Annotated in this window: 28 protein-coding genes; 15 read left to right on the forward strand and 13 right to left on the reverse strand. The window is 56.4% G+C overall.

Features of this window, described 5'->3' with window-relative positions:
- Nucleotides 1-12 precede the first annotated feature (12 nt).
- Genes flgH through flgB form a run of 7 tightly spaced genes read right to left on the reverse strand, consistent with a single transcriptional unit; the run spans nt 13 to nt 5170 of the window.
- Complete coding sequence (gene flgH, locus DVA44_RS15075) at nt 13-711, reverse strand: flagellar basal body L-ring protein FlgH (RefSeq protein WP_039028917.1); 699 nt, start codon at nt 709-711, stop codon at nt 13-15.
- Nucleotides 712-768: 57 nt separating this feature from the next.
- Nucleotides 769-1551 carry a flagellar basal-body rod protein FlgG gene (flgG, locus tag DVA44_RS15080; RefSeq protein ID WP_032617536.1) on the reverse strand — a complete coding sequence of 261 codons (783 nt, stop codon included), beginning with the start codon at nt 1549-1551 and terminating at the stop codon, nt 769-771.
- 11 nt (nt 1552-1562) lie between these two features.
- A complete protein-coding gene (locus DVA44_RS15085; RefSeq protein WP_103179079.1) occupies nt 1563-2318 on the reverse strand; it encodes a flagellar basal body rod protein FlgF in 756 nt (251 codons plus the stop codon).
- 20 nt (nt 2319-2338) lie between these two features.
- A complete protein-coding gene (gene flgE / locus DVA44_RS15090; RefSeq protein WP_114387434.1) occupies nt 2339-3604 on the reverse strand; it encodes a flagellar hook protein FlgE in 1266 nt (421 codons plus the stop codon).
- A 26-nt stretch (nt 3605-3630) separates the two neighbouring features.
- Nucleotides 3631-4335, reverse strand: coding sequence for a flagellar hook assembly protein FlgD (gene flgD / locus DVA44_RS15095; protein ID WP_114387435.1), 705 nt, complete (start codon nt 4333-4335; stop codon nt 3631-3633).
- An 11-nt stretch (nt 4336-4346) separates the two neighbouring features.
- Complete coding sequence (gene flgC / locus DVA44_RS15100; RefSeq protein WP_103179076.1) at nt 4347-4751, reverse strand: flagellar basal body rod protein FlgC; 405 nt, start codon at nt 4749-4751, stop codon at nt 4347-4349.
- Nucleotides 4751-5170: a flagellar basal body rod protein FlgB gene (gene flgB / locus DVA44_RS15105; protein WP_103179075.1), complete on the reverse strand. Its 420-nt coding sequence runs from the start codon at nt 5168-5170 to the stop codon at nt 4751-4753. Before flgB ends, flgC begins: the two co-directional genes overlap by 1 nt.
- Before the next feature lie 160 nt (nt 5171-5330).
- Here flgB and flgA point away from each other — a divergent pair, with 160 nt between their 5' ends.
- The 3 genes from flgA to flgN all read left to right on the forward strand — a co-directional run bounded on the left by flgA (nt 5331) and on the right by flgN (nt 6799).
- Complete coding sequence (flgA, locus tag DVA44_RS15110; RefSeq protein ID WP_114387436.1) at nt 5331-5987, forward strand: flagellar basal body P-ring formation chaperone FlgA; 657 nt, start codon at nt 5331-5333, stop codon at nt 5985-5987.
- Between the two features lie 94 nt (nt 5988-6081).
- Entirely contained in the window at nt 6082-6369 is a 288-nt protein-coding gene (flgM, locus tag DVA44_RS15115; protein ID WP_103179073.1) for a flagellar biosynthesis anti-sigma factor FlgM, read from the forward strand.
- 7 nt (nt 6370-6376) lie between these two features.
- The gene (flgN, locus tag DVA44_RS15120) at nt 6377-6799 is read left to right on the forward strand and encodes a flagella biosynthesis chaperone FlgN (protein WP_114387437.1); all 423 of its coding nucleotides are present in this window, start codon (nt 6377-6379) and stop codon (nt 6797-6799) included.
- Between the two features lie 55 nt (nt 6800-6854).
- On the opposite strand, the gene murJ is transcribed toward flgN, so the two are convergent.
- The 4 genes from murJ to rimJ form a co-directional block, all read right to left on the reverse strand.
- Entirely contained in the window at nt 6855-8390 is a 1536-nt protein-coding gene (murJ, locus tag DVA44_RS15125; protein ID WP_114387438.1) for a murein biosynthesis integral membrane protein MurJ, read from the reverse strand.
- 150 nt (nt 8391-8540) lie between these two features.
- On the reverse strand, nt 8541-9464 hold the full coding sequence (locus DVA44_RS15130; protein ID WP_114387439.1) for a Gfo/Idh/MocA family protein: 924 nt from the start codon (nt 9462-9464) through the stop codon (nt 8541-8543).
- Nucleotides 9465-9466: 2 nt separating this feature from the next.
- Complete coding sequence (locus DVA44_RS15135) at nt 9467-10117, reverse strand: YceH family protein (protein WP_114387440.1); 651 nt, start codon at nt 10115-10117, stop codon at nt 9467-9469.
- A gap of 9 nt (nt 10118-10126) precedes the next feature.
- A complete protein-coding gene (rimJ, locus tag DVA44_RS15140) occupies nt 10127-10711 on the reverse strand; it encodes a ribosomal protein S5-alanine N-acetyltransferase (protein WP_103179068.1) in 585 nt (194 codons plus the stop codon).
- Nucleotides 10712-11069: 358 nt separating this feature from the next.
- On the opposite strand from rimJ, the gene mdtH reads away from it, so the two are divergent.
- The 9 genes from mdtH to DVA44_RS15195 all read left to right on the forward strand — a co-directional run bounded on the left by mdtH (nt 11070) and on the right by DVA44_RS15195 (nt 17772).
- On the forward strand, nt 11070-12278 hold the full coding sequence (gene mdtH / locus DVA44_RS15150) for a multidrug efflux MFS transporter MdtH (RefSeq protein ID WP_103179067.1): 1209 nt from the start codon (nt 11070-11072) through the stop codon (nt 12276-12278).
- A 119-nt stretch (nt 12279-12397) separates the two neighbouring features.
- Nucleotides 12398-12958 (forward strand): lipoprotein, encoded by a 561-nt coding sequence (locus tag DVA44_RS15155; protein WP_114315358.1) that lies wholly within the window; start codon nt 12398-12400, stop codon nt 12956-12958.
- 109 nt (nt 12959-13067) lie between these two features.
- Nucleotides 13068-14114: a dihydroorotase gene (gene pyrC, locus DVA44_RS15165; protein WP_114388431.1), complete on the forward strand. Its 1047-nt coding sequence runs from the start codon at nt 13068-13070 to the stop codon at nt 14112-14114.
- A 74-nt stretch (nt 14115-14188) separates the two neighbouring features.
- Nucleotides 14189-14434: a DNA damage-inducible protein I gene (gene dinI / locus DVA44_RS15170; RefSeq protein ID WP_103823692.1), complete on the forward strand. Its 246-nt coding sequence runs from the start codon at nt 14189-14191 to the stop codon at nt 14432-14434.
- Between the two features lie 273 nt (nt 14435-14707).
- Nucleotides 14708-14962, forward strand: coding sequence for a biofilm formation regulator BssS (bssS, locus tag DVA44_RS15175; RefSeq protein ID WP_103179063.1), 255 nt, complete (start codon nt 14708-14710; stop codon nt 14960-14962).
- 116 nt (nt 14963-15078) lie between these two features.
- A complete protein-coding gene (gene solA, locus DVA44_RS15180; RefSeq protein WP_114388432.1) occupies nt 15079-16197 on the forward strand; it encodes an N-methyl-L-tryptophan oxidase in 1119 nt (372 codons plus the stop codon).
- Nucleotides 16198-16253: 56 nt separating this feature from the next.
- Complete coding sequence (locus tag DVA44_RS15185) at nt 16254-16367, forward strand: YceO family protein (protein ID WP_103823691.1); 114 nt, start codon at nt 16254-16256, stop codon at nt 16365-16367.
- A gap of 261 nt (nt 16368-16628) precedes the next feature.
- Nucleotides 16629-17195: a cytochrome b gene (locus DVA44_RS15190; protein WP_114388433.1), complete on the forward strand. Its 567-nt coding sequence runs from the start codon at nt 16629-16631 to the stop codon at nt 17193-17195.
- A gap of 1 nt (nt 17196) precedes the next feature.
- Nucleotides 17197-17772, forward strand: a complete 576-nt coding sequence (locus DVA44_RS15195) for a YceI family protein (RefSeq protein WP_103179061.1) — start codon at nt 17197-17199, stop codon at nt 17770-17772.
- A gap of 39 nt (nt 17773-17811) precedes the next feature.
- Here DVA44_RS15195 and DVA44_RS15200 read toward each other — a convergent pair whose 3' ends face one another.
- Nucleotides 17812-18861 (reverse strand): rhodanese-related sulfurtransferase, encoded by a 1050-nt coding sequence (locus DVA44_RS15200; RefSeq protein ID WP_103823690.1) that lies wholly within the window; start codon nt 18859-18861, stop codon nt 17812-17814.
- A gap of 220 nt (nt 18862-19081) precedes the next feature.
- Between DVA44_RS15200 and DVA44_RS15205 the strand changes: the two genes are divergently transcribed.
- The 3 genes from DVA44_RS15205 (at nt 19082) to DVA44_RS15215 (ending at nt 21876) form a co-directional block, all read left to right on the forward strand.
- Nucleotides 19082-20008: a Kdo(2)-lipid IV(A) acyltransferase gene (locus DVA44_RS15205; protein ID WP_114387442.1), complete on the forward strand. Its 927-nt coding sequence runs from the start codon at nt 19082-19084 to the stop codon at nt 20006-20008.
- A gap of 145 nt (nt 20009-20153) precedes the next feature.
- Nucleotides 20154-21404 (forward strand): multidrug efflux MFS transporter MdtG, encoded by a 1251-nt coding sequence (gene mdtG, locus DVA44_RS15210; RefSeq protein ID WP_114387443.1) that lies wholly within the window; start codon nt 20154-20156, stop codon nt 21402-21404.
- Nucleotides 21405-21501: 97 nt separating this feature from the next.
- Nucleotides 21502-21876 (forward strand): MysB family protein, encoded by a 375-nt coding sequence (locus DVA44_RS15215; RefSeq protein WP_039032335.1) that lies wholly within the window; start codon nt 21502-21504, stop codon nt 21874-21876.
- Here DVA44_RS15215 and DVA44_RS15220 read toward each other — a convergent pair whose 3' ends face one another.
- Nucleotides 21877-22104 (reverse strand): YceK/YidQ family lipoprotein, encoded by a 228-nt coding sequence (locus DVA44_RS15220; protein ID WP_114387444.1) that lies wholly within the window; start codon nt 22102-22104, stop codon nt 21877-21879. It abuts the gene before it with no gap.
- Nucleotides 22105-22199: the final 95 nt, after the last annotated feature.

The raw sequence follows: 22199 nt of genomic DNA on the forward strand, positions 1-22199 counted from the left end.
AGGTCACCTCGATTACATCGGTGATAAGTTAAGGAAGAAACGCTGCAACCAGCCCATATTCTGCGCCTCATTGATGTAGCCGTTGCCGACATACTCAATGCGCGCATCGGCCACCTGGGTGGACGGTACGGTGTTGGAGCCGCTGATGGTGCGAGGGTTAACCACACCGGAGAAGCGAATGAATTCCGTGCCCTGGTTGATGGCGATCTGTTTTTCACCCACTACATGTAAATTGCCGTTCGCCAGCACCTGGTCGACGGTCACCGTCAACGTGCCGCTAAAGGTGTTGCTGGCATTGGCGCCGCCTTTACCGTTAAAGGAGTTGCCGCCAGACGCCTCGGCATCGGCGCGCGCGTTACCGAAGAGTCCTTCGAGATAGCGCGGCACAGTGTCGAAGCCAAAATTAGTTTTCCCGTCGCGGCTGGCATTCGCCGACGAGCTCTTACTGGCGCTGACGTTTTCCTGCAGCTGGATGGTCAGCGTATCGCCGATATTGCGTGGGCGACGGTCTTCAAACAGCGGCTGATAACCGTAGTTAATCGGCTGCGCGGTCTGGAAAATTGAGCCATTCACTACCGGCGTCGGGCCAGGAATGGGTTGGGCGGAAGTCGCACCCTGCACCAAAGGTTGAGACGGAACCCAGGCGCAACCGCTGAGGGTAACGGCCAGGAGAGTCACTATCGGATAACGAATCGCCGCGTGTTTTTGCATTGCCTTCATCTTCGAAAACAGGGAGCCGGTGCGGCGTGAACCGAACCGGGCTACACCTTAGAGTTGCGTCAGTTTCTGCAGCATCTGGTCGGTCGTCGACACTGCTTTACTGTTAATTTCGTACGCGCGTTGGACCTGGATCATATTCACCAGCTCTTCCGCGACGTTGACGTTTGAGGTTTCCACATACCCCTGATAGAGCAGACCTGAACCGTTCAGACCCGGTGTGCTCTCGTTCGGCGCGCCGGAGGACTGGGTTTCGATGTACAGGTTCTCACCGATGCTTTCCAGTCCGGTGTCGTTCATGAAGGTGGTCAGGTTGAGCTGGCCAACCTGCACCGGCGCGGCCTGGCCCTGCTGGGTCACGCTCACGATCCCGTCACGCCCGATGGTAATGCTCAGGGCGTTCGCCGGAATGGTGATCGCCGGCTGCACCTGGAAACCGCCCGCGGTCACCAGCTGGCCGTTCTGATCCACCTGGAACGAACCGTCACGGGTATAGGCAGAGGTCCCGTCAGGCAGCTGCACCTGGAAGAAGCCCTGGCCCTTGATCGCCACGTCTTTGCTGTTGTTGGTCTGGGAGAGGTTACCCTGGCTGTGCAGACGTTCAGTCGCTACCGGGCGAACACCGGTACCAATCTGCAGACCGGAAGGCAGCGTAGTCTGTTCAGACGACTGCGCTCCTGGCTGGCGAATGGTTTGATAAAGCAAATCTTCGAAAACCGCACGCTGACGCTTAAACCCATTGGTGCTGACGTTCGCCAGGTTGTTGGCGATGACATCCATATTGGTTTGCTGCGCGTCGAGGCCGGTTTTCGCGATCCATAAAGAACTGATCATAAGTAGTCCTGTTAACTCATTGACAGCAGTTGGTTGGCGCGACTGGCGTTTTCATCAACGCTGGAAATCACCTTCATCTGCATTTCAAAACGGCGGGCGCTGGCGATCATGTCGGTCATCGCGGTCACCGGCTTAACGTTACTGCCTTCCAGCACGCCAGACATGACGCGAATGGTTGGGTCAGCCTGTAACGTCGCGCCACGGGTAGCTTGCGCCGCCTGGGTCAGACGGAACATGCCGTCGTCGCCACGCTGCACTTCAAAACCTTCGGCTTTTACCAGCTTCAGGCGGCCAACCGGCGCGACGGTGTTTGGCGGATCGCCCGGGTTCAGGGCGGAGATGGTGCCGTCGGCCGCGATGGTGATCTCCGAGCCTTCCGGCACGGTGATCGGGCCACCTTCACCAATAACCGGACGTCCCTGGATGGTCAGTTGCCCGACCGCGTCCACCTGGATGTTCCCGTTACGGGTGTAGCCTTCGCCGCCGTCTGCGGTCTGAACCGCCAGCCAGCCGTCCTGCTGCAGCGCCACATCGAGCGGGCGCGAGGTGTAGTCCATCTGCCCGGGCGTCATATCGGCTCCCGGGGTGGAGGCGGTCACCAGCGTACGCGTCGGCAGGGAGAGCCCTTCCACCGGGACGGCGCGCATCGCATTGAGCTGCGCGCGAAAGCCCGGCGTCGAGGCGTTCGCCAGGTTGCTGGCGGTGACGGCCTGCTGATTGAGCGTCTGACTGGCGGCGCCCATCGCGGTATATATTGCGTGATCCATTAATCTATCCCGTCAGCCACTTAGCGGAGGTTAACCAGCGTGTTGAGGATCTGATCCTGGGTTTTGATGGTCTGCGCGTTCGACTGATAGTTACGTTGCGCGACGATCATATTGACCAGCTCTTTACTCAGGTCGACGTTGGAGGCTTCCAGCGCGCCGTTGGTCAGGGTACCGAAGTTACCGGAACCTGCGGTGCCCAGCAGCGCCACGCCTGAAGACTGCGTGGCAGACCAGACGTTGTTACCTTCTGACTGCAGACCTTCGTTGTTGGCGAAGTTTGCCAGTACGATCTGACCCAGCACCTGGTTCTGTTCGTTGGAGTAGTTACCTACCACGGTGCCGTCGTCGTTGATCTGATAGCTCACCAGGTCGCCCGGCTTGTAGCCGTTCTGGTTGGTCGCCACGATGTTGTTCGCCCCGGTGTTCTGCTGCATGGAGTTCAGGAAGCTCAGGGTGAAGGTCACCGCCGGTGCGCCGCTCAGTGGCTCGGAGGTCACTTCGATGGACGGGTTGTCATTTTTGGTGGCTCTCAGCGCACCGGTGGTGGGATTGTACTCGTAGATACCTTCCAGGTTACCGTTGCCGTCGAAGTTCATCTGCGCCGCTTTAGAAATTTTACCGTTAGCAGCACTGCCGTCCTGGGTATAGAGATCCCATTTGTTGTCTGCCGTTTTCACGTAGTAGACATACATGTTGTGGGCGTTACCCTGGTTGTCGTAAACGGTGATGGTGCCTTTCTTGTTGAAGCTGTCTGAATCCGGGTTGGCGTTGGTCACGTCAAACGGAATGGTCGGCACGCTGTCGGTGGAGTTCAGGTTAATCTGCTGCGCTGCTGTGGTGGTCGCTTTTGCCGACATCAGATTGTTAGGAATGGTGATCGGCTGCGGGTTCGCGCCGGTCTGTACCGTTGGCGGGCTGCCAGCTGCCGGATAGCCGGTCACCTGCAGACCCTGCATGTTTACCAGGTTGCGGTTTTCATCCAGGCTGAACTGGCCGTTACGGCTGTAATAGACGGAACCGTTGCTGTCGAGCATACGGAAGAAACCGTTCTGGCTGATCGCCACATCCAGACCACGACCGGTGTTGGTGGTGGTACCGTCGCTGAAGTCCTGGGTGATCCCAGCGACTTTTACGCCCAGACCGACTTTGGAACCGGCGAACATATCTGCGAACGACGCGCTACCAGACTTAAAGCCATAGGTCGCGGAGTTGGCAATGTTGTTACCAATGACGTCGAGGTTAGTGGCTGCAGCATTCAGGCCGCTGACCGCTTGTGAAAAGGCCATTTGTTACTCCTGATAAAGGTTAAGGCTTATATAATCTGCCGAACTTCGTCGAGCGTAGTTGTACCGTAAGTCCCCAGATCCAGCGTGTTACCGTTGCTGCTGCGGATCACACCCTGCACCATCGCGAACTGCAGTGGCTGGGCCACCAGTTGCGTACTGCCGCTGCTGGCGGAGATAGCAACGTTATACGAACCATTTGGCGCACTGCTGCCGTCGGTCATCGTGCCGTCCCAGGTAAAGGTATGAACACCGGCTTTCAGTTCGCCGATATCAATAGTGCGAACCACCGCACCGTTTCTGTCGGTGATGGTGGCGGTCACTTTATCGGCGCTCTGCTGCAGCTCAACACCAAACGGCGTGGTGGAGGTGGTGCTGGTGTCGTCGGTGCTGCTACTGCCTGCCAGAATGGTGGAGCCCGGGATCATCACGCCATGACCAATCAGCGTGCTGGCCTGCATCGACTGGCTGCTGTCGAGCTGCCCGGAAATAGAACCCAGCGTGGTGTTCAGTTTCTCGATGCCGCTCACCGTACTGATCTGCGCAAGCTGCGTGGTCAGTTCGTTGTTCTGCATCGGGTTGGTTGGATCCTGGTTTTTCAGCTGTGCGACCAGCAGCGTCAGGAAGCTGCTTTGCAGATCGGACGCGTTGCTGCCGGTAAGCGAACTGTTGCCGGTAGTGCCGCTGACGCCTGTGGCACTCGACCTGTCATTTACATTGACTGCAATGGACATTGATCTCTCCTTTACTGGCCCAGAGTGAGCGTTTTAAGCATCATGCTCTTCACGGTGTTCAGTACTTCAACGTTGGCCTGATAGCTGCGGGACGCTGACATGGTGTTCACCATCTCGCCTACCACATCCACGTTCGGCATTTTGACGTAGCCGTTGGCGTCGGCCAGCGGGTTGCCCGGCTCGTAGACCAGCTTGTCCGGCGCCTGGCTCTCAATTACGCTGGCAACTTTCACCCCGCCGGTTGCGGCGCCCGGTGCGGCATCGACCTGGAACACCACCTGTTTGGCGCGGTAAGGTTGTCCGTCCGGACCCGCCACGCTGTCGGCGTTCGCCAGGTTACTGGCGGCGACGTTCAGTCGTTGCGATTGCGCGGTCAGGGCTGAACCCGCGATATCAAAGATATTGAGTAAGGCCATTAACCATTGCCTCCCTGCAGAACATTCATCATGCCTTTAATCTGCCCGCCGAGAACGGTCAGCCCCATCTGGTACTGCAGGCTGTTATCGGCGAACTGCGTACGCTCCCGGTCCATATCGACGGTGTTACCGTCCAGGGATGGCTGATCGGGAATGCGATAAAGTAAATCGATACTCGGGGTGGTCACGGTCTGTGCGGGAATGTGGCGTGCAGACGTCAGCGCAAGGGCGACACCGCTATTTTCGGCCCGACCGCGCTCCATCACTTTCTTTAATTCACTGGAAAAATCGATATCGCGCGCCTGAAACCCGGGGGTGTCGGCGTTAGCGATATTGGCGGCCAGAATCTCCTGACGCTGGGCGCGTAAATTGAGCGCTTCCTGCTGAAAACGTAGCGCGGCGTCGAGTTTATCGAGCATGTCTCCTCCGCTGATGGCAAAATTTCAGTGGATAGCTTAAATCTCACCCCGTCTACTTCATCGACGGAATAAGCACAAAATGCGTCGCTATTTATTGCGTTGATGGCAAACCGCTACAGGTAGAATTCTGCTCATCATTAAACCGACGGTAACGGGCGATATGGCACTCAAACGTGGTTTCACCGCAACCCTGCTCCTCTGGAGCGCCCTCACGCAGGCGCAGGATCTTGACGCCCAGCTGACGGAATTTTTTGCCCAGCGGCTGGCGGGGTTCAGCGATGAGGTTTCGGTGCAGGTTCGCACACCCGCCAGCATGCGTCCTTCGTGCGAGACGCCTGCATTCAGCGTTCTCGGCAACACGAAGCTGTGGGGCAACGTCAGCGTTACCGCACGATGTGGCAATGAAAAACGATTTATACAGGTTGCAGTTCAGGCAACGGGCGATTATGTTGTCGCGTCCCGGAGTATCCCCCGGGGTGCCGCCCTGCAGCCGGACAGCGTGACGCTGAAGCGCGGCAGGCTGGATCAGCTTCCACCCCGGGCCATCCTGGATATTCACCAGGTGCAGAATGCCGTCAGCCTGCGCGATCTGGTGCCAGGGCAGCCTTTGCAGCTATCGATGCTGCGTCAGTCCTGGCGGATCAAAGCGGGGCAGCGGGTTATGGTTATCGCCAGCGGCGACGGCTTTAGCGTTAACGGTGAAGGTCAGGCGCTAAACAATGCGGCGGTTGCGCAAAACGCCCGGGTGAGAATGTCTTCGGGCCAGGTGGTGAGCGGAACGGTGGATCCTGATGGGAATATTCTGATTAACCTATAATCTTTTTAAAGATTATGCGGCGGCTGCCGATATAGAAGTAACTTAATGATGATGTCAGGCGCCAACGCCGCGAACCCTCGATGAGGACAATATAATGAGCATTGATCGTACATCGCCCCTGAAGCCGGTTAGCCCAGTTCAACCGCGCGAAATGAATGACACTGCCACTGCAAAGACTCGCCCGCAAAAATCGGCGACCGCCAACAGCACCAGCGTCACGCTGAGCGATGCCCAGGCGAAACTGATGCAGCCTGGTAGCAACGATATCAACATGGAGCGTGTTGAAGCGCTGAAAACCGCCATCCGCAATGGCGAGCTGAAAATGGATACCAGTAAAATCGCTGATGCGCTGATCCAGGATGCGCAAAGTTTCTTAGAGTAACCACTGTATGAGTCGTCTGACGGAAATAATGGATCAAATGACGGTCGTGTTGAACGACCTGAAAACGGTCATGGACGCCGAACAGCAGCAGCTCTCTGCCGGAAATGTTCATGGCAGCGCGCTGCAGCGCATTACAGAAGATAAAAGCTCACTGCTGGCCACGCTGGATTACCTTGAACAGCAGCGACGCAGCGAGCAATCCGCGCGCCATAGTGCAAATGATGATGTCGTCGAACGCTGGCAAACTATTACTGAAAAAACGCAGCATCTGCGCGATCTGAATCAGCACAACGGGTGGTTACTGGAAGGGCAAATCCTTCGTAACCAGCAGGCGCTTGCCGTGCTTAAGCCGCATCAGGAGACAGGACTGTATGGCGCCGATGGCCAGACAGCCAGCTCACGCAGCGGTGGAAAGAAAGTTTCGATTTAATCAGGCGATAGCCACAGGAATGGGGAGCACCGACAGGCGCTCCCCTTTTTTTGCGTTACGCCGTGCGGCGGGTAAACTCTTTCACCTTAAAGCCCAGCACCGCGAGGGTGGCGAAGTAGGCCACTACCCCCACCAGCACGACCGCCATCAGGCGCAGCAGACGATACGGCATGGTGCCCAGAGACCAGTCCGGCATTACGTAGAGCATCCCCACCAGCGCGGCCGCCATCACCAGCACCGCAATCACCAGGCGCAGCAGGAAGCGCGACCAGCCCGGCTGCGGAGTAAAGATCTGCTGTTTACGCAGCTGCCAGTAGAGCAGCCCGGCGTTGAGACAGGCCGCCAGACCGATGGATAACGACAGACCGGCATGCTTCAACGGGCCGATAAACGCAAGGTTCATCACCTGGGTCATAATCAGCGTCACAATGGCGATTTTCACCGGGGTTTTGATGTCCTGACGCGAATAGAAGCCCGGAGCCAGCACTTTTACCACGATAAGCCCTATCAGCCCGACGGAATAGGCTACCAGCGCCCGCTGGGTCATGGCGGCATCAAACGCGGAAAATTTACCGTACTGGAACAGGGAGACGGTGAGTGGTTTCGCCAGGATCCCCAGCGCCACGGCGCTTGGCAGCGCCAGCAGGAAGCAGAGGCGTAACCCCCAGTCCATCAGGCGGCAGTATTCATCATGGTTGCCGCTGGCGAAACTGCGGGAGAGTGACGGCAGCAGGATCGTACCCAGCGCCACCCCCAGCACCCCGGAGGGAAACTCCATCAGGCGATCGGCGTAGTACATCCAGGATACCGACCCGGAGACGAGGAAGGAGGCGAAGATGGTGTTGATGATGAGTGAAATCTGGCTCACCGACACGCCAAGGATCGCCGGCCCCATCTGCTTCACCACCCGCATCGCCCCGGCATCGCGCAGGTTAATGCGTGGCAGCACCAGCATGCCGATTTTCTTCAGGTGCGGCAGCTGATACGCCAGCTGGAGCACGCCCCCCACCGTCACCGCCCAGGCCAACGCCAGTACTGGCGGATGGAAGTGCGGCGCGGCAAACAGCGCAAAGCCGATCATGCTGACGTTAAGGAAGGTCGGCGCAAAGGCCGGTACCGAGAAGCGGTTCCAGGTGTTGAGGATGGCCCCGACCAGCGACGCCAGGGAGATCAGCAGAATATAAGGAAAGGTGATGCGCAGCAGCTGCGTGGTCAGGGCAAACTTGTCGGCGGTATCGGCAAAGCCGGGGGCGGTGACCATAATCACCCAGGGCGCCGCCAGCATCCCAATCACGGTGACGATGGCCAGCGCGAGGGTCAACAGCCCCGACACATACGCGACAAAGATCCTGGTGGCGTCTTCACCCTGCTTGCTTTTATATTCCGCGAGGATAGGCACAAACGCCTGGGAAAAGGCGCCTTCGGCAAAAATTCGACGCAGCAGGTTGGGCAGTTTGAATGCGACAAAAAAGGCGTCAGTGGCCATCCCTGCGCCAAAGACCCGCGCCACAATGGCGTCGCGCGCAAAACCCAGCACGCGCGAAAACATGGTCATCGAGCTGACGGCGGCCAGCGATTTTAATAGGTTCATTAACGTGAGCTTCCACTACCTGAAACAAAACGCCTGCAAAGCAGGCGTAATTTCGCCGGGTGACGCTATGCGTACCCGGCCTGGAAAACGCAAAACGCGCCTAGTCTACTCGTAAAAACAGGAATTGCTATGGGCAGATGTTACAGAGGGTTATTCGCTCATGGCATCGCGCCAGAGCTTCTCCACGATGCGCTGGGCACGGATCGCCTGTTCACCCGAGGTTTCAGGAACCGTCTGATTTTGCACGCATTCAATAAAGTGGCGCGCGCAGCCCGCAAAACCACGCTGCTCCAGGGTGCTCTGCCAGCCAGGAATAGCTGGCATAACCACTCCAGCGCCCCGCTCTTCGCGCCACTCGCGCATATCGGTCACGTCCAGCAGCGCGCCGTCCGTTACCGCCTGGACCCACTCCCGCTGGCTGCCTGCCCGGCGGTGCATGGAAGTGGTGATCTGCATATTGTCCGCGCTGAAATGGTGCTCGGCATAGATCATCGCCCCCTGCTCGTTGGTTTGCAGCGTGCCGCCGGTAAGACGCGCATTATCTCCCGCCAGCCACAGCGCGGTGTCCACCACATGCAGATAATCATCCAGCAGGGTAAAACGCAGATCGTTGGGGCCGACGCTGTCGGCGCGATGCTTATCCATGCGCAGCGATGCCGCACCGTGCAGCTGGGTTTTCATCTGCTGATAGAGCGGCGCAAAGCGACGGTTAAAGCCGACCATCAGGGTGAGCTTCTTCTGCGCGGCGAGATCGACCAGGCGCTCGGCGTCAGCCAGATTGTCCGCCAGCGGTTTATCAACACAGACATGCACCCCGGCATGCAGTAGCTCGCTAACCACCTGGTAATGGGTGGCGGTGGAAGTATGGACAAAGACCGCATCACAGGCGCGGGCCAGATCCTGCAACGACTCATAGTAAGGCATACGCAGCGATTCACAGATCCTGATCGCCTTATCCCGCGAGGGCGACCATGCCCCCTGCAATGTCCAGTTTGATGCGGCGCTCAGCACCGGCAGCCAGGCTTTCTGGGCGATCCCACCCAGCCCTACCACGCCCACACGTAATTTTGTCACCGTTAATCTCCCAGATGTGCCAGCAGCGAATCGAGGCGCTGCTTCAGTTCTTCGACTTCGTTTTCCAGCGCTTCAACGCGGGCCAGTAAGGTTTCGTCCGTGGCGGGAGCCGCTGCCTCAACGACGGCGGCGACGGTTTCAACCTCTCCGCTGAAGAGATGCATATAGCGGCTTTCACGCTTGCCGGGTTCGCGCGCCAGACGCAGGACAAACGGGCCATCTTCTCTTGCCGCCAGGCCTTCGAGGGTCTGCTCCACCTCCTGCATATCGGCGAATTCATGCATGCGCGCCGCCCGGGTGCGCAGCTCGCCAGGGGTCTGCGCTCCGCGCAGCAGCAGGGTGGCGATCAGCGCCACTTCGGCGGAGTTTAGCTTCAGGGCGCCAAACTCGGAGTTGCAAAAACGCTGCTCATATTTGTTGACGCGATTGCCAAAACCACTGACGGTGCGCAGGTAGTGGCGTTTCACCAGTGCATCCAGCAGATCCTGTACCTCATGTTCGGCAAGGTTCATCACCGGTTCACGGTTGGTTTTTTGGTTACAGGCCAGGGTGACCGCATTTACCGAGAGCGGATACTGCTCCGGCGTCGTGACCTGCTTCTCCAGCAGGCAGCCAATGACGCGCGCTTCAGTGGCGCTTAACTGATATTTCATCTCTGTTCCTTAGCGCCCCGCGCTCCACTCTTTGGTTGTCAGCGCCGTCAGGACATGATCGCGCCATTCGCCGTCAATCAGCAGGTAATCTTTGGCGTAGCCCTCCTTTTCAAATCCGAGGCGCGCCAGCAGACCGCCGCTGCGCTGATTGTGCGGCATATAGTTGGCCATAATGCGGTGCATATGCTGGGTCCGCTGCATATAGCGGATTGCCGAGGTCAGCGCCTCAAACATCAGCCCCTGCCCCTGCCATTTTTGCCCGATGGAGTACCCCAGATAGCAGGCATGAAACGAGCCCCGCACTACGTTAGAGAAGTTGGCGATGCCGATGATCTCTTTTTCATCGGGATCCAGCAGAGCAAAGTAGAACGCCGAGCCCTGCTTGTGAAACTCGGCAATCATGCTCAGCCGGGCCTGCCAGCCGGAAGGATAGCAGTGGCTCTCATCCCGCACGGGTTCCCAGGGTTTTAAAAACTGACGATTCTCAGCGTAGTAGTCCGCCAGACGCCAGGCATCACGCTCATGCACGAGGCGAACCACCAGCCGGTCGGTCGTCAGACGCACTTTCGGCACATTACTGCGATAGCCAAACATGGATACAACTCCTTCATGTTACAACCTTGACCCGTTAGCTTTACTATACCTGCGCCGCTGCCGTCTGGGAAAACAGCGACATACCATTTTGAAGACTTTTCACATTTTTCGATGAAAACCCTCAATCAAAGTGCCTTTTTGATAAAAAAATATTGTCGCCTGCGCAGTGGGAAAAAACCCGGCGAAACCGCAAAATATTAGCGCGCTCATTATCTTGATACCCTAAATAATTCGAGTTGCAGGAAGGCGGCGACGCAGCGAATCCCCTAGAGCTTACTCCGGTAAGTGACAGGGGTGAGCGAGGAGGCCAACGCACCGGCAACTTGAAGTATGACGGGTATATTTCCCTGGAGGGGAAATGTCCCATATCTCACAGGCCCGGAGCCTGGGTAAATATTTCCTGCTTGTTGATAACATGCTGGTTGTACTCGGCTTTTTTGTCGTTTTTCCGCTCATCTCCATTCGCTTTGTCGATCAGATGGGCTGGGCAGCGTTAATGGTCGGCATTGCGCTGGGGCTGCGCCAGTTTGTCCAGCAGGGGCTGGGGGTGTTTGGCGGTGCGATTGCCGACCGCTTTGGTGCCAAACCGATGATTGTCACCGGCATGCTGCTGCGGGCGGCGGGTTTTGCCACCATGGCGATTGCCCATGAGCCCTGGCTGCTATGGGTCTCCTGTATTGTTTCCGGGCTGGGCGGCACGCTGTTCGATCCGCCGCGCACGGCGCTTGTTGTGAAGCTGATCCGTCCCCGGCATCGCGGGCGTTTTTTCTCGCTGCTGATGATGCAGGACAGCGCGGGCGCGGTGGTGGGGGCGCTGCTGGGAAGCTGGCTGTTGCAGTACGATTTTCGGCTGGTCTGCGCCACGGGTGCAGTGCTGTTTATTCTGTGTGCGGCCTTTAACGCCTGGCTGCTGCCCGCCTGGAAGCTCTCTACCGTCAAAGCGCCGGTACGGGAGGGGCTCGATCGCGTCTGGCGCGACAAACGCTTTATCACCTATGTGCTGACCCTGGCGGGCTATTACATGCTCGGCGTACAGGTGATGCTGATGCTGCCGATCATGGTTAACGATATTGCCGGCTCGCCAGCGGCGGTGAAGTGGATGTACGCCATTGAGGCCTGCCTCTCCCTCACCCTCCTCTACCCTATTGCCCGCTGGAGCGAAAAACGCTTCCGCCTGGAGCATCGCCTGATGGCGGGCCTGCTGCTGATGTCTCTGAGCATGCTGCCCATTGGGATGGTGAGCTCCCTGCAACAGCTGTTTATGCTGATTTGCACCTTCTATATCGGCTCCATCATCGCCGAACCCGCCCGTGAAACGCTGAGCGCCGAGCTGGCCGATCCGCGCGCGCGAGGCAGCTATATGGGCTTCAGCCGTCTCGGTCTGGCAATTGGTGGCGCGCTGGGCTATGCCGGGGGCGGCTGGTTATTCGATGCCGGGAAAGCCTTTAACCAGCCTGAACTGCCGTGGGTGATGCTGACGTTGATTGGGGTAACCACCTTCTTCGCGCTGGGCTGGCAGTTCAGCCACAAGCGCGCTGCACCCGGCGTGCTGGAGCCCGGAGCCTGACCGGGTTTCAGGCACTATTCCTGTTCTTCGCCGTTATCAGTTTATTCTGCTGGTCTGAGGGACAGTCCCCTGACATACTTGCGCGTCAGGATTGAAGCGCCAGTATGTCGAGGAAAACCATGAAAAAGATTGTTATTGCCACTGCGTTGATCATCAGCGGTCTGCTGGTTGGTTGTAATCAGCTCACCCAGTACACGGTCAGTGAACAGGAGATCAACCAGGCCCTGCAGAAGCGCAATAACTTTGCGAAAGATATCGGTGTGCCCGGCGTCGCCGATGCGCATATCGTCCTGAGCAATCTTGCCAGCCAGATTGGCCGCGAAGAGCCAAACAAAGTGATGCTCTCCGGCGATGCCAGTCTGGATATGAATTCGCTGTTCGGCAGCCAGAAAGCCAATATCAAGCTGAAGTTAAAAGCGTTGCCGGTCTTCAATAAGGATCAGGGCGCCATCTACCTGCAACAGATGGAGATCACCGACGCTGTGGTCTCGCCGGAGAAGATGAAACCGGTTCTGCAGACGCTGATGCCGTACCTGAACCAGTCCCTGCAAAACTACTTTAATCACCAGCCGGCTTATATCCTGAGCGAAGACAACAGCCAGGGCGAAGCGCTGGCGAAAAAATATGCAAAAGGTATCGAAGTGAAGCCGGGTGAGATTGTCATCCCCTTCGTCGATTAACCTGTGAGGCGCTTCGGCGCCTTTTTTTACAGAAAAGAGTGCAAACGAAAACGTTTCCCCCTATTCTTTGTGTCCGGCAAAAATCATCTCACTCAGCCGGAGCCTATCCATGACTGCACAATCCCAGGTTTTGAAAATCCGCCGCCCAGACGACTGGCATATCCATCTTCGCGATGGCGATATGCTGAAAACCGTCGTGCCGTATACCAGTGAAATTTATGGCCGCGCGATTGTCATGCCAAACCTGGTGCCGCCGGTCACCACGGTCGATGCGGCGATCGCCTATCGCCAGCGCATTCTTGATGCCGTGCCTGCCGGCCACGACTTTACCCCGCTGATGACCTGTTATCTGACCGACACGCTCGATCCGAATGAGATTGAGCGCGGCTTTAGCGAAGGGGTCTTTACCGCCGCCAAACTCTATCCGGCCAACGCCACCACCAACTCCAGCCACGGTGTCACCAGCATTGACGCGATTATGCCGGTGCTGGAGCGTATGGAAAAACTGGGGATGCCGCTGCTGGTACACGGCGAAGTGACTCACGCCGACATCGACATTTTCGACCGTGAAGCCCGCTTCATCGAAACCGTGATGGAGCCGCTGCGCCAGCGCCTGCCGGGTCTGAAAGTGGTGTTTGAACACATCACCACCAAAGATGCCGCGGAGTACGTGCGTGATGGCAATGAGCTTCTGGCGGCCACTATCACCCCGCAGCACCTGATGTTCAACCGCAACCATATGCTGGTGGGCGGCGTGCGTCCGCACCTGTACTGCCTGCCGATCCTCAAACGCAATGTCCACCAGCAGGCGCTGCGCGAACTAGTTGCCAGCGGCTTTGAGCGCGCCTTCCTCGGCACCGACTCCGCGCCCCATGCCCGTCATCGGAAAGAGGCCAGCTGCGGCTGTGCAGGCTGCTTTAACGCCCCGACCGCCCTTGCCAGCTACGCGCAGGTATTTGACGAGATGAATGCCCTGCAACATTTCGAGGCGTTCTGCTCCCTGAACGGGCCGCGTTTCTATGGTCTGCCAGTGAATGAGAGCTTTGTTGAGCTGGTGCGCGAAGAGAGCAGCGTCGCGGAGTCTATCCCCCTGACCGACGACACCCTGATCCCCTTCCTCGCAGGTGAAACCGTTCAGTGGACGGTGAAGCGTTAAAAATTGTTTGCCCCCTGTTGTAAGTTCAACAATATAACTGTATAAATACACAGTATATAACACAGGGGGCAATTATGCGTATTGAAGTGACCATTGCCAGAACAACGCCTTTGCCTGCTGGTGCGCTGGATGCACTGGCGGGTGAATTATCCCGCCGTATAAACAACTCCTTTCCCGAACGCGAAGGTGCCGTCACCGTGCGTTATGCGGGGTCAAACAATCTCTCGGTCATCGGTGGCGCAAAAGATGATAAAGAGCGCATCAGCGAAATTTTACAGGAAACCTGGGAGAGCGCTGACGACTGGTTTATTACCGATTAAATTTCTCCTTCATTGTGTTTTTTTGCCGGGTCGCCCCGGCTTTTTTTCCTCTTTTCACGTCAAAAGCACGAATATTCTGACTGACTCTGTCAAAAATCATCGGCAAGGTGATGTTTTAATGTTCAAACAATCCTAAAACGCATAAATATTTTGGACTGCCTGTTTCTTTTTCCCTTCAGAAGCCTTATTTATTGATATACTGAAATTGCTTCAGAAAAACACGCATTGAACCTCACAGTCGTTATCTTTTTAACACGTATTCAGGGGGTTATGATGGAAAAGAATAATGAAGTCATCCAGACCCATCCGCTTGTAGGCTGGGATATCAGCACTGTAGATAGCTACGACGCACTGATGCTGCGTTTGCATTACCAGACCCCAAATCACCCTGACACCGAAGAAGCGGAAGTTGGGCAGACGTTGTGGTTAACCACAGATGTCGCACGTCAGTTTATTTCTATTTTAGAAGCCGGTATTGCAAAAATAGAATCCAGTGACTACCAGGAAAATGAGTACCGGCGACACTAGCGTCACGACTCTTTTTCACCCAACAGGCACCTCACGGTGCCTCGTTTATTTCTCCCTTGTATAACCCTGCCTTCTTAATTACCCTGCTAACCAACGAAACGCGTAAAGAGAGCCTCATGAAATACGATCTTATTATTATTGGCAGCGGATCTGTCGGCGCGGCGGCAGGCTATTACGCAACGCGAGCCGGTCAGAACGTACTGATGATCGATGCCCATATGCCGCCCCACACCGAAGGGAGTCACCACGGCGATACCCGTCTGATGCGCCACGCTTACGGCGAAGGTGAACGCTATGTGCCGCTGGTGTTACGGGCGCAGGCGCTGTGGGATGAACTGGCGCAAATCAGCGGTGAGCCGGTCTTTGAACGCACGGGCGTGGTCAATCTTGGGCCATCCGATTCGTCATTCCTGGCGAACGTTGAGCAGAGCGCCCGCCAGTTCAATCTCAATCTTGAGCGGCTGGACGCGGCGGCGGTAATGAAGCGCTGGCCTGAAATCCAGGTGCCCGAAGATTATATCGGTCTGTTTGAGGCCGAATCCGGGGTACTGCGCAGCGAACTGGCCATTAAAACCTGGATTGCACTGGCGAAAGAGGCGGGTTGCGCCCAATTGTTTAACTGCCCGGTTACCGCCATTACCCATCATGACGACGGCGTCACCGTTGACACCCCGGAAGGCCCCTACAGCGCAAGCCGCCTGTTGGTGAGCGCCGGCACCTGGGTTTCACGTCTGGTGCCAGGTCTGCCTGTCCAGCCGGTGCGCAAGGTCTTCTCCTGGTTCCAGTCCGACGGCCGTTACAGCCATCAGAATCACTTCCCTGCCTTTACCGGCGAGCTGCCTGACGGTGACCAGTTTTACGGCTTCCCGTCCGAGAAAGATGCCCTGAAGATCGGCAAACACAACGGCGGGCAGGTGATTAACTCGCCGGAAGAGCGTAAGCCGTTTGGCGCGAATCCTGGCGATGGCTCTGAAGCGTTTAAATTCCTGCGCAACGTACTGCCGGGTATCGGCGGCCTGTTACACGGAGCAGCCTGTACCTATGACAACACGCCGGACGAAGATTTCATCATTGATACCCTGCCGGGCCATGATAATACGCTGCTGATCACCGGCCTGAGCGGGCACGGATTCAAATTCGCCAGCGTGCTGGGTGAGATTGCCGCACAATTTTCTCAGCAGATCGCCCCGCCGTTTGATCTCACGTCTTTCTCCCTGTCTCGCTTTAGCCGATAATGGTGTCAGGCTTCGGGTTTCCGAAGCCTTTCTTTCATCCTTTTACCGGTATATTCATGCGTCGTATCGTTAGCTATCTGGTCAATAATATTCGCGAGCACCTGATGCTCTATATTTTGCTGTGGTCGCTGTTGGCAATCCTCGATATCCTTTATATTGTATTTTTCTGATGAGATTCATTGACAAAAATTGACACTTCTTAAAATAACTATAATTTCGCAATAAATTATTTGAACATCATAAAAACGTCTTAACCCGCCAAAAATCAGCCAATCCTGGAAATCCTTTACAGCGTAATTGACTATAACTTCTATTTTTAATTCAAAATAATTGAACAAGTAAAATTAATATTGAATATGTGTAAATATCATTTGCATTAATGTTTTCCCCACGCCATTTTTAGCGCTTGCGAATAAATAATGGTGCTCAAAATGCAGGTGCGAAATTCCCCCACACGCTATGGCGTTATTTCCATGAGTCTGCACTGGCTGATGGCGATTGCGGTTTACGGCATGTTTGGTCTTGGCCTCTGGATGGTGACCCTGAGCTATTACGATGGCTGGTATCACCAGGCACCTGAGCTGCACAAAAGCATCGGCTTTATGCTGATGCTGGCGCTGGTGGTGCGGCTGCTGTGGCGCCATGTCTCCCCTATTCCGCCGGCGTTGAAAAGCCAGACTCGCTTTACGCGTATTAGCGCGGCCGTCGCGCATATCGCCCTCTACGCCTTGCTTTTCGCCATCCTGATCAGCGGCTATTTGATCTCCACCGCCGACGGAAAACCTATCAGTGTCTTCGGCCTGTTTGACGTGCCCGCCCTGCTGGCCGATGCCGGCCCACAGGCCGATCTGGCCGGAACCGTGCATTTATGGCTGGCCTGGGGCGTAGTCATTCTCTCCGTATTACATGGCCTTGCCGCCATAAAACATCACTTTATCGACAAAGACGCCACCCTGACACGTATGTTGGGCAAAGCGTCCCCTGACTCTGGAGCATAAAATGAAGAAAAGCCTGCTGGGATTAACCTTAGCGTCTCTGCTGTTCACCACCGGCGCCGCCGTGGCAGCGGATTACAAAATTGATAAACAAGGCCAGCACGCCTTTGTGAACTTCCGTATTCAGCATCTGGGGTACAGCTGGCTGTACGGCACATTTAAGGATTTCGATGGCTCATTCACCTTTGATGAGAGCAATCCAGCGAATGATAAGGTCAACGTGACCCTGAACACCAACAGCCTGGATACCAACCACGCCGAGCGCGACAAGCACCTGCGCAGCGCAGATTTCCTCAACGTGGCGAAATACCCGCAGGCGACCTTCACCTCTACCGAGGTGAAAAAGGATGGTGACGGGCTGGATATTACCGGCAACCTGACGCTGAACGGCGTAACGAAACCGGTTAAGCTGGATGCAAAACTGATTGGTCAGGGTGACGATCCGTGGGGCGGGAAACGCGCCGGGTTTGAGGCATCAGGTAAAATTCACCTGAAAGACTTCAACATCACGACCGATCTGGGCCCGGCGTCGCAGGACGTAGAGCTGATCATTTCGGTAGAAGGGGTTCAGCAGAAATAATGCCCTCGCCCGGTCAGGCGACCGGGCGAGGTTTCAGGGTCACTCCGGGTCAGGAATGCCCAGGCGGGTATTCAGACGCCCCCGCGACTTATTAAAGATCTTATTGCCATTCTCACGCCCGGCACGGCGGCGACGCTGCTCCTCTTCAGGCAACATGCTCTCTTCGCTGCACAGCTCGCTGCAGCAGCCGTTAAACTTCTCAGCGCAGGCCGGACACTGAATAAACAGCAGATGACAACCGTCATTTTTGCAGTTGGTATGGGTGTCGCAGGCGGTGCCGCACTGATGGCAGTGGGCGATCACATCATCAGAGATGCGCTCCCCCATCCGCTCGTCAAAGACGAAGTTCTTGCCGATAAAGCGCACTGGTAGCCCCTGCTCGCGGGCGCGACGGGCATACTCGATGATCCCGCCTTCGATATGCCACACCTTGTTAAAGCCGTTGTGCTTCATCCAGGCGCTGGCTTTTTCGCAGCGGATCCCGCCGGTGCAGTACATGACAATTTTTTTGTCCTTATGCTCCTGCATCATCTCAACGGCTTTTGGCAGCTGCTCACGGAAAGTATCTGCCGGGATCTCAAGGGCGTTTTCGAAATGGCCCACTTCATATTCGTAGTGGTTACGCATATCGATAAACACGGCGTCAGGATCGTCCAGCATGGCATTCACTTCTGACGCTTTCAGGTAATCGCCCACGTCGCTGGCATCAAAGGTCGGGTCATCAATGCCGTCCGCCACAATGCGCTCACGCACTTTCATGCGCAGCACCCAGAAAGATTTCCCATCATCGTCCAGGGCAATGTTCAGGCGCAGGCCGTCCAGAGCCGGATCGAAGCCATAAAGGAAGCTGCGCAGCTCATCGACCTTGCTTTCAGGCACGCTGATCTGAGCATTGATGCCCTCATGGGCCAGATAGATACGGCCAAAGACGTTCAGCGCGGTTAACGCCTTGTACAGCGCGTCGCGTGTCGCCTGCGGGTTAACGATGGTGAAATATTTATAGAACGAGATCGTCGTGCGCGGCTCGGTTTCAGCCAACATGCGCGCTTTCAGCTCTTCGTTCGAAATGAGGTTGTGTAACACTGGCATGGTGTACGGTTCCTGCAATCGTATGAGAATGAAAATCGGTCGGCATCATATAGCAAACATTGGGAATTTACATCCCTTCATTTTGCGCTACATTTCTCACGTTAAAATGCTGAGGGTATAACATTTGCTCTATTCATGACCATTCCATAGCGATGCATTTTGGTTATCAATGGAAAAATGCGACACTACGCCAACAGGACGTATCACAAACAGGAACGACATGACTCAACTACCTAAATTTTCCATTGCGCTTCTACATCCTCGTTACTGGCTGACCTGGGCTGGCATCGGTTTATTATGGTTACTGGTGCAGCTGCCCTACCCGCTGATCTACCGCATTGGCTGCGGCCTGGGTCGACTGGCGATGCGCTTTATGTCCCGCCGCGCCCGCATTGCCCGCCGTAATCTGGAACTCTGTTTTCCGGAGATGAGCGAGCATGAGCGTGACACCATGGTGGTGAAAAATTTTGAATCCGTCGGCATGGGGCTGATGGAAACCGGCATGGCCTGGTTTTGGTCCAATAAGCGCATGGCGCGCTGGACGGAAGTGACCGGTACCGGCATGGATCCGGTGCACAATCTGCAGGCCAATAAAACCGGCGTTCTGCTGATCGGCGTCCATTTTCTGACCCTGGAGATCGGCGCGCGGATGTTTGGTATGCAGGCGCCCGGTATTGGGGTCTATCGCCCGAACGACAACCCGGTGATCGACTGGCTGCAAACCTGGGGCCGGATGCGCTCCAACAAGAGCATGATCGACCGTAAAGATCTCAAGGGCATGATCCGCGCCCTGAAATCCGGTGAGGTGATCTGGTACGCGCCGGATCATGACTACGGCCCGACCGCCAGCGTCTTTGTGCCCTTCTTTGCGGTCGACGAGGCGGCAACCACCACCGGGACATGGACCCTGGCCCGTCTGTCGAACGCGGCGATTGTTCCTTTTGTGCCGCGTCGCAAACCTGACGGCAAGGGCTATGAACTGATGATGCTGGAACCGGAATGTTCTCCGCCGCTGGACGATGCGACAACCACCGCCGCGTGGATGAATCGCGTGGTTGAGAAATGCATCCTGCTGGCACCGGAACAGTATATGTGGCTGCATCGTCGCTTTAAAACCCGCCCTGAAGGCGTGCCTTCCCGCTATTAATCTTCCTCTGCGGCCTACGGGCCGCACTTCCCTTTAAGCTTATAATGCTCACCGTCATTGCAGCACCCATCACCCAGGCGCATAATTAGCAGGCTTATTACTTTCTTTTATAATGATGCCGCTGCGCATCATAACGCGGATAGCTATGTCTCCCTCAGAAACGCCAATAAACTGGAAGCGGAACCTCATGGTTGCCTGGCTGGGCTGCTTTCTCACGGGTGCCGCATTTAGCCTGGTGATGCCTTTTCTGCCGCTCTATGTAGAGCAACTCGGCGTCAGCGGCCACAGCGCGCTCAATATGTGGTCCGGACTGGTGTTCAGCATCACGTTTCTCTTCTCCGCCATCGCCTCACCGTTCTGGGGTGGGCTGGCCGACCGCAAAGGGCGCAAAATTATGTTGCTGCGTTCGGCGCTGGGGATGGCCATCATCATGCTGCTGATGGGGCTGGCGCAAAACATCTGGCAGTTTCTGGTGTTACGCGCGCTGCTGGGGCTGCTGGGCGGCTTTGTACCCAATGCCAACGCGCTCATCGCCACGCAGATCCCCCGTCATAAAAGCGGCTGGGCGCTGGGAACCCTCTCCACTGGTGCGGTGAGTGGTGCCCTGCTTGGCCCGCTGGCCGGGGGATTACTGGCGGATAGCTACGGTTTGCGGCCAGTATTTTTTATCACCGCGGGCGTTCTGTTTGCCTGCTTCCTGGTGACCTTATTCTGCATTCGGGAAAATTTTACCCCGGTGCCGAAAAAAGAGATGCTGCATGCCCGCGAGGTCTTTGCCTCGCTTAAAAACCCTCGCCTGGTCATCAGCCTGTTTGTCACCACCATGATTATTCAGGTCGCTACCGGCTCCATTGCGCCGATCCTGACGCTCTACGTGCGCGACCTGGCCGGGCACGTGGGCAATATCGCCTTTATCAGCGGCATGATTGCCTCGGTGCCTGGCGTAGCTGCCCTGATCAGCGCCCCGCGGCTGGGGAAACTGGGCGATCGGATTGGTCCGGAAAGGATCCTGATCGTCGCGCTGGTGATCTCCGTGCTACTCCTCATCCCGATGTCATTTGTGCAATCCCCGTGGCAGTTGGGCGTTCTGCGCTTTTTACTCGGGGCGGCCGATGGCGCCCTGCTGCCTGCGGTGCAGACCCTGCTGGTCTATAACTCCACCAATCAGATAGCCGGACGCATCTTCAGCTATAACCAGTCGTTCCGCGATATCGGTAACGTCACCGGCCCGCTCCTCGGGGCCGGTATTGCCGCCAGCTACGGTTTCCGGGCTGTGTTTATTGTGACCGCCTGCGTGGTGATGTTTAACGCCTTTTACTCATGGGTGAGTCTGTCGCGCGCCTTTCGCCAGCCTCGAGCGGTTCCCGGGCAGGATAAGGTCTCTGCGCCCGATTAAGACAACTTCGTGAAGGTTTTACGGCTTTCATACTTGCAATTATGGAGAATCAGCTATCCTTTCCCTGAACACCATGTCAAATCACAGGGAGACGCCGATGACTATGTTTGCCACTCTAGAGGAAGCGATTGATGCCGCGCGCGAGGAGTTCCTCGCTGATAATCCCGGCATTGAAGAAGATGACGCGAATATTGAGCAACTCAATATCCAGAAATATGTCATGCAGGATGGGGACATTATGTGGCAGGCCGAATTTTTTGCCGATGACGGCGAAGACGGCGAGTGCCTGCCCGTACTGAGCGGCGAAGCGGCTCAGGCGGTGTTTGATGGCGATTATGACGAGATTGAGCTGCGTCAGGAGTGGCTGGAAGAGAACACCCTGCATGAATGGGATGAGGGTGAGTTTCAGCTCGAGCCGCCGCTGGATACCGAAGAGGGGCAAACCGCAGCGGATGAGTGGGATGAGCGTTAATTACTCATAGGGCCCGTGCTGAGCGTCGATGGGCAGCAGTAACGTGTCAAAGACCAATGAGAACGGCAGATCCAGCACCGTCAGGTAACGCCATGCGGAGTCGCGAACGTCCCACTGCACGCCCGGGTAGTATTGATTGCCGTGTCCCTGCCCTGGGATCGTCCGGCTGATAATACTGCCGCAGCCGCTCAGCAGGAGCGCCATCGTAATGACGATGAAAAATCTCATCCAGTACCTCGAAAGATAAAAATACCGGCTCAAGAGCCGGTATTTATTTGCCCGTCGGCACTGCGCTTGCACGGGCCTACAGATTTTGTAGGCCG

Source organism: Leclercia sp. W17 (assembly GCF_003336325.1).
In the GTDB taxonomy this organism is placed as follows: domain Bacteria; phylum Pseudomonadota; class Gammaproteobacteria; order Enterobacterales; family Enterobacteriaceae; genus Enterobacter.

Coding starts and splice junctions, on each gene's coding strand:
- flgH (WP_039028917.1), bottom strand. CDS start 711: ATGCAAAAACACGCGGCGATTCGTTATCCGATAGTGACTCTCCTGGCC.
- flgG (WP_032617536.1), bottom strand. CDS start 1,551: ATGATCAGTTCTTTATGGATCGCGAAAACCGGCCTCGACGCGCAGCAA.
- DVA44_RS15085 (WP_103179079.1), bottom strand. CDS start 2,318: ATGGATCACGCAATATATACCGCGATGGGCGCCGCCAGTCAGACGCTC.
- flgE (WP_114387434.1), bottom strand. CDS start 3,604: ATGGCCTTTTCACAAGCGGTCAGCGGCCTGAATGCTGCAGCCACTAAC.
- flgD (WP_114387435.1), bottom strand. CDS start 4,335: ATGTCCATTGCAGTCAATGTAAATGACAGGTCGAGTGCCACAGGCGTC.
- flgC (WP_103179076.1), bottom strand. CDS start 4,751: ATGGCCTTACTCAATATCTTTGATATCGCGGGTTCAGCCCTGACCGCG.
- flgB (WP_103179075.1), bottom strand. CDS start 5,170: ATGCTCGATAAACTCGACGCCGCGCTACGTTTTCAGCAGGAAGCGCTC.
- flgA (WP_114387436.1), top strand. CDS start 5,331: ATGGCACTCAAACGTGGTTTCACCGCAACCCTGCTCCTCTGGAGCGCC.
- flgM (WP_103179073.1), top strand. CDS start 6,082: ATGAGCATTGATCGTACATCGCCCCTGAAGCCGGTTAGCCCAGTTCAA.
- flgN (WP_114387437.1), top strand. CDS start 6,377: ATGAGTCGTCTGACGGAAATAATGGATCAAATGACGGTCGTGTTGAAC.
- murJ (WP_114387438.1), bottom strand. CDS start 8,390: ATGAACCTATTAAAATCGCTGGCCGCCGTCAGCTCGATGACCATGTTT.
- DVA44_RS15135 (WP_114387440.1), bottom strand. CDS start 10,117: ATGAAATATCAGTTAAGCGCCACTGAAGCGCGCGTCATTGGCTGCCTG.
- rimJ (WP_103179068.1), bottom strand. CDS start 10,711: ATGTTTGGCTATCGCAGTAATGTGCCGAAAGTGCGTCTGACGACCGAC.
- mdtH (WP_103179067.1), top strand. CDS start 11,070: ATGTCCCATATCTCACAGGCCCGGAGCCTGGGTAAATATTTCCTGCTT.
- DVA44_RS15155 (WP_114315358.1), top strand. CDS start 12,398: ATGAAAAAGATTGTTATTGCCACTGCGTTGATCATCAGCGGTCTGCTG.
- pyrC (WP_114388431.1), top strand. CDS start 13,068: ATGACTGCACAATCCCAGGTTTTGAAAATCCGCCGCCCAGACGACTGG.
- dinI (WP_103823692.1), top strand. CDS start 14,189: ATGCGTATTGAAGTGACCATTGCCAGAACAACGCCTTTGCCTGCTGGT.
- bssS (WP_103179063.1), top strand. CDS start 14,708: ATGGAAAAGAATAATGAAGTCATCCAGACCCATCCGCTTGTAGGCTGG.
- solA (WP_114388432.1), top strand. CDS start 15,079: ATGAAATACGATCTTATTATTATTGGCAGCGGATCTGTCGGCGCGGCG.
- DVA44_RS15185 (WP_103823691.1), top strand. CDS start 16,254: ATGCGTCGTATCGTTAGCTATCTGGTCAATAATATTCGCGAGCACCTG.
- DVA44_RS15190 (WP_114388433.1), top strand. CDS start 16,629: ATGCAGGTGCGAAATTCCCCCACACGCTATGGCGTTATTTCCATGAGT.
- DVA44_RS15195 (WP_103179061.1), top strand. CDS start 17,197: ATGAAGAAAAGCCTGCTGGGATTAACCTTAGCGTCTCTGCTGTTCACC.
- DVA44_RS15200 (WP_103823690.1), bottom strand. CDS start 18,861: ATGCCAGTGTTACACAACCTCATTTCGAACGAAGAGCTGAAAGCGCGC.
- DVA44_RS15205 (WP_114387442.1), top strand. CDS start 19,082: ATGACTCAACTACCTAAATTTTCCATTGCGCTTCTACATCCTCGTTAC.
- mdtG (WP_114387443.1), top strand. CDS start 20,154: ATGTCTCCCTCAGAAACGCCAATAAACTGGAAGCGGAACCTCATGGTT.
- DVA44_RS15215 (WP_039032335.1), top strand. CDS start 21,502: ATGACTATGTTTGCCACTCTAGAGGAAGCGATTGATGCCGCGCGCGAG.
- DVA44_RS15220 (WP_114387444.1), bottom strand. CDS start 22,104: ATGAGATTTTTCATCGTCATTACGATGGCGCTCCTGCTGAGCGGCTGC.